This is a genomic window from Aquiflexum sp. (assembly GCF_041749095.1).
GTDB lineage: Bacteria > Bacteroidota > Bacteroidia > Cytophagales > Cyclobacteriaceae > Aquiflexum.
The window spans coordinates 1-4,279 of sequence record NZ_JBGTCA010000264.1 but is presented as its reverse complement, the minus strand read 5'-3'; the positions used below and the strand labels follow the sequence as shown (position 1 = coordinate 4,279).

At 42.8% G+C, this 4,279-nt stretch carries 5 protein-coding genes; 1 reads left to right on the top strand and 4 read right to left on the bottom strand.

Features of this window, described 5'->3' with window-relative positions; translation table 11 throughout:
* Nucleotides 1-339: 339 nt before the first annotated feature.
* Nucleotides 340-1,125 (bottom strand): hypothetical protein, encoded by a 786-nt coding sequence (locus ACEW8O_RS12405; RefSeq protein WP_373494944.1) that lies wholly within the window; start codon nt 1,123-1,125, stop codon nt 340-342.
* A gap of 274 nt (nt 1,126-1,399) precedes the next feature.
* On the opposite strand from ACEW8O_RS12405, the gene ACEW8O_RS12400 reads away from it, so the two are divergent.
* Nucleotides 1,400-2,758 (top strand): transposase, encoded by a 1,359-nt coding sequence (locus tag ACEW8O_RS12400; RefSeq protein WP_373494943.1) that lies wholly within the window; start codon nt 1,400-1,402, stop codon nt 2,756-2,758.
* Between the two features lie 313 nt (nt 2,759-3,071).
* Here the strand turns inward: ACEW8O_RS12400 and ACEW8O_RS12395 are convergent, their stop codons facing one another.
* The 3 genes from ACEW8O_RS12395 to ACEW8O_RS12385 form a co-directional block, all read right to left on the bottom strand.
* Nucleotides 3,072-3,338, bottom strand: a complete 267-nt coding sequence (locus ACEW8O_RS12395) for a hypothetical protein (protein WP_373494942.1) — start codon at nt 3,336-3,338, stop codon at nt 3,072-3,074.
* Nucleotides 3,339-3,835: 497 nt separating this feature from the next.
* The gene (locus tag ACEW8O_RS12390; RefSeq protein ID WP_373494941.1) at nt 3,836-4,063 is read right to left on the bottom strand and encodes a hypothetical protein; all 228 of its coding nucleotides are present in this window, start codon (nt 4,061-4,063) and stop codon (nt 3,836-3,838) included.
* Nucleotides 4,064-4,165: 102 nt separating this feature from the next.
* Nucleotides 4,166-4,276 (bottom strand): IS3 family transposase, encoded by a 111-nt coding sequence (locus ACEW8O_RS12385; protein WP_373494945.1) that lies wholly within the window; start codon nt 4,274-4,276, stop codon nt 4,166-4,168.
* Nucleotides 4,277-4,279 lie beyond the last annotated feature (3 nt).

Genomic DNA, 4,279 nt, shown 5'->3' with positions numbered 1-4,279 from the left:
CTCGGCTTCGGCATCAAGAAGGGTATTCAAGGTATCCTCGACTGTACCACGAACCAATTCGCCCAGCTGATTCCGGATTTGGTCCTGGTTGATTTGGATTATATTTTCCATGTGCTCCTCTTTCTGAACTAGGGTTAAAGTCTGGTAACTTCAAATCTAATCAGACTGAGGAGCCTCCTCATTTTTGCGAAACAAAACCTACATTATCGCAATGGGTGCCGGTGCCGGCGCGGCCGATGCGTAAGCAGCGGACATGACGGGCAAATTAGGCCAGACCCGGTTGTTATGCGGCTGCTGGTACTGGAGGTGCTTTTCATTTATATAGTTAATGACTCCGTATTAATTTGTTTTGCTTTTATTCTGATTCCGTGAGTGGAAAGAGCCTTTTTGATTATCTATTTCTATTGGATATTTATATCCGGAATTAACTAATTCATTATGATCTTCAATTGCCTCCAAATTTTCCATTAAAGGCACAAGAAATTTCCAGGCGACTATTCCCACGATACCGATTATAGGAATTGCGATTCTATCTTCTCGCCCTTCACCAATGAATGAGCCAGCAATAACTGGAAACAGATGCAATCCTTCCAGTATACCCAAAAACATCGCCCCAACTTTTAGGTCTTTCTGATTTAGAAATGGATTATTCTTTTTTGAATAATAATTTGCATACCCTATACTTATCATATTTCTTTTCCACATTTCTTTTTTTGACTTTGTGGATGGAAGATAAAAATCGCTAGGATTTTTATCAGGGTCAGTCACACCAAGTTCTTGATTTACAAAAGAAGTAAGAGCTACATTAAGATTTTGGTTTCCAATTTTAAAAAGTCCTACAGTGGTAACTTTCATTTGTGTTGAATCAGATGAAATGCTAACAGGATGCATTCTGTATAGAAAATTCATTTGATTTCCTTCCCACTTTCTATAAGTAGGAATGGAATCAATTTCGATTTCTTTTTTGGCTTGAATCTTTGAGCCCACTACTTCTATAGCATCAACGATCTTTTCTTGTTTTGCCTTATATACATGTGTGTTTGTAGTTACATTTGCGCACCCAATAAATAGTAAGGCTCCAGGTATGCACAAATAGGATATAAATTTATAATTAAAAATATTCATATGTCTTTCTTAAAGAGAACGTGAATCGTTAGTGTCCAAGCAAATGGCTTCAATCTTCTACCCCGGTATCATTGTGCACTGTGCGTGATGAACCCCGCCCGCATAACGCCCGGGTGAGCTGCGAGCACGGCCGCAGGCCTCGGCCCTTGGGACGAGGCCGGAGGGAACCAGCACGGGATTTGCTCCAGGGAATTGCCCCGAGGCTGTTTGCAAATCTCGTGCTGGCCGCGCGCAGACAGTTCGATATTCTAATAGCCTTAAGTTCGTTAATGGTGTGAGCCCCAATCCTGCTAGATTTTGGGTTTGCAACCACCTTTCACCTATAGAACGGGGCCCACCCATGATCACAAAAACACTTTCACTTAAAGTTAATTCCAGAAACGCCCTTCATGTTGCCTTTGATGTGGGAAAATCCAGCCTGGACCTCTATTTCGAGGTACCCCACGCGCTTCAAGCTACATTTCAAGCCACTTCCAGCCGAATTCCCAATAAACCCCCAGCCATTCTGAGGTGTCTCGAGGAACTAGGGCGGTTGGCTCAAATAAACGGCTTTGACAGCCTTTTCATCACATGTGAATCGACGGGCGCCTATTCTGAAAAACTACTTCGGCTTGCCCGGCAAAAGGGACATTTTACCGCCTATGTGAGTGGAGAAAGTGTTCATAAACTTAAGGTGGTGGAAAACAACGACGCCGGTAAAACCGATACCAAAGATCCTCGGGTGATTCACATGCTTTCCAGACTGGATAAGGTTCTTAGGCACCGTTCTTTGAGTGGTCCCTATCTGGCCCTTCGTGAGTTCAACCGAGCCTATGATGAGGAGCGCACTCACCTCACTTCCATCAAAGGTCAATGCCACCCCATTATTGCCCGTCTTTTCTGTGACCTGGAATTTACATCCCAATTCCTTTACCAGAAAACGGGACAAGCGCTCTTTGAATTATTCCGATTTAATCCCGTAAAAATCCTTGCCGCTGGACAGCTTCGTTTTGAAAAATCCATGCGCAAACAGGTACCCGGTGTCCGCTGGGAAACACTGCATAAACTGTGGGATAACGCCAAAAGTTCCTGCCTATTGTACCTTGAAGAAGGGTATCAGGAAGCAATGGAATATCGTCTGGAAGGGTTATGGGCAAGGAAAGAAATAGCTGAAAAGCGTCTGCAGGAGATTCATGAAAAGATGGAGGGGCTTTATAATCAGCTGGTAGAAGCCGGAGAGAAGGTACCGCATGTCAGCCCTGGGTTTTTAAGCGCTTTCCGCATTGCCAGACTACTGGGGGAAACTGGACCTCTTGCGGATTTTCCAGATGCCAATAGACTCCTTCGATTCGCCGGCTTAAATCTACGGGAAAGAAAAAGCGGACAATATACCGGGGAAGTCCATATAAGTAAAAAGGGACGATCAACCCTTCGCCGAGTTTTAGGTGAAACAAGCTTTGGCATGGTTAAGAAAAAGGCAGCCTATGGACCTTATTATCATGCCAAAAAAGCCAAAGGGATGGTGGGGAGCAAAATATTGGCCGCGGTAGAGCGAAAGCTTTTGCGGACATTTTTTGCCTTGGGAATAAAATGCATTGCCTTCGACCCCGGTCGGCTGAGTCAATGTGAATCGCAGTTTAAGCAGGTTGCTTGATATAGAGAATTAGTCTAAGACGGGAAATTTCCATGGCCTGCATCCAGATGACCGCAACTGAGTAGAGGCTCGTAAGAGACTTCCGGATCGATATTTCATGTCACTGGATGCAGGTTTTTTGAACAGGTTCGTTAAAGAATAAAAGGTGCCTGCGGGACGCCCGAAAAGAGAGTATTGACCGTTCAAAATCCTGTGGAAATATCCGGGTTATTTCGGAAAAAATAAAAGGGGCTTGACGAAACTCGTATAAAGAGACCCGGTTGTTATGCGGTAAACCACTGCATTTAAATCGATGCGAGGATTTATAGTGGGCTTATGCAACCTTACTTCGCTTTACTACATGCTCGTGCAAAAGGTCTCCAATATAGGTTTGATACCGTTTCCCAGATTTAACGGCAATATTTTTAAGGGTGTTCAAATCCTTTTCATTGATTCGAATGGTAATACTTTTGTTCTTGGACAACGCAGCTTTTGCTGCCTCTCTATAATTGTCTCGGCTTTTTTTTGATAATTTCAAAATTTCAAAATCACCTTTTTTTATAGCCTCATTTAACTCTTTCTCGAATTTAGTCAGCTTCATATCAGTCACTCTCATAAATGGTGAATAAATAAATGGAATCTCGACCTTCTCGAAATGGAACTACCCACTTTTTCTTGCGTAGTCGTACAAGAAAACACATTTGACCGGGATGGTTTTTGCTTTTTACCTTGGCCACGTCAAATGCATTTCTTTCTATAGCGTCTGCTACCATTTCGAATCCAACCCCTCGTTCAAGTTTTAATTTCAAATTTTTTCCGAGATTCCATTTTAGGGGCTTCATTTTAATAATATATGTACTTTGTATGTACAGTCAAGTGGGTGAATTGGCAATTTTAGCCCGATTTATGGTCATTTGCCCATTTGTATAAATATTTTTGAAATTTTTTCTGTCTTAAATTTCTGATTTAATAGAATTTTTGGTTCGAATCCAAACGCTTCTATAGCTGTTAATTTTGGCCCGCATAACAACTTGTTGTGCAGAAACAGGATATCGTGGATAATTCTAATATCTAATACCGATAGCACTCAAATTATCCTCATTTCATAGGTTTTAGCCCGATTTCCCAAAATAACGGGAAATCGGTTATCCCCCCTGCTATCCTTCTCTTGGATATTTTCTTGGCTGACACCATTGGGACGCCTGGTTCCGGTGTAATTGAGCACAGTACTTCAATAATAACACCCCTTTCTGGTTTGTCTACCAAAATGTCCCATTCCGCTCCAGCAGACAGGTCAGCTTTCGGTGCCTGGATCCTTTCTCTCATCCTTTTCTAACTGGCCTAGGCGCGTAAGGATTTGGGGGTACTGCTGATTATTTCCTTAATCGAATTTGTGGCAGCTGAACTGTCTCCCATTTTCCGGACAGATTATGCAGCCCATTTCAATTCGTACTCGGCCGGGCTACTGTAGCCGATAAAAGTATGTCTTCGTCGCAGATTGTACCAGGTTTCTATCCAATCAAATGCTACCTGTTCCACCTC

Excerpts from the sequence above, each read along its gene's own strand:
- ACEW8O_RS12405 (WP_373494944.1), bottom strand. The coding sequence starts at position 1,125 with ATGAATATTTTTAATTATAAATTTATATCCTATTTGTGCATACCTGGA.
- ACEW8O_RS12395 (WP_373494942.1), bottom strand. The coding sequence starts at position 3,338 with ATGAAGCTGACTAAATTCGAGAAAGAGTTAAATGAGGCTATAAAAAAA.
- ACEW8O_RS12390 (WP_373494941.1), bottom strand. The coding sequence starts at position 4,063 with ATGAGAGAAAGGATCCAGGCACCGAAAGCTGACCTGTCTGCTGGAGCG.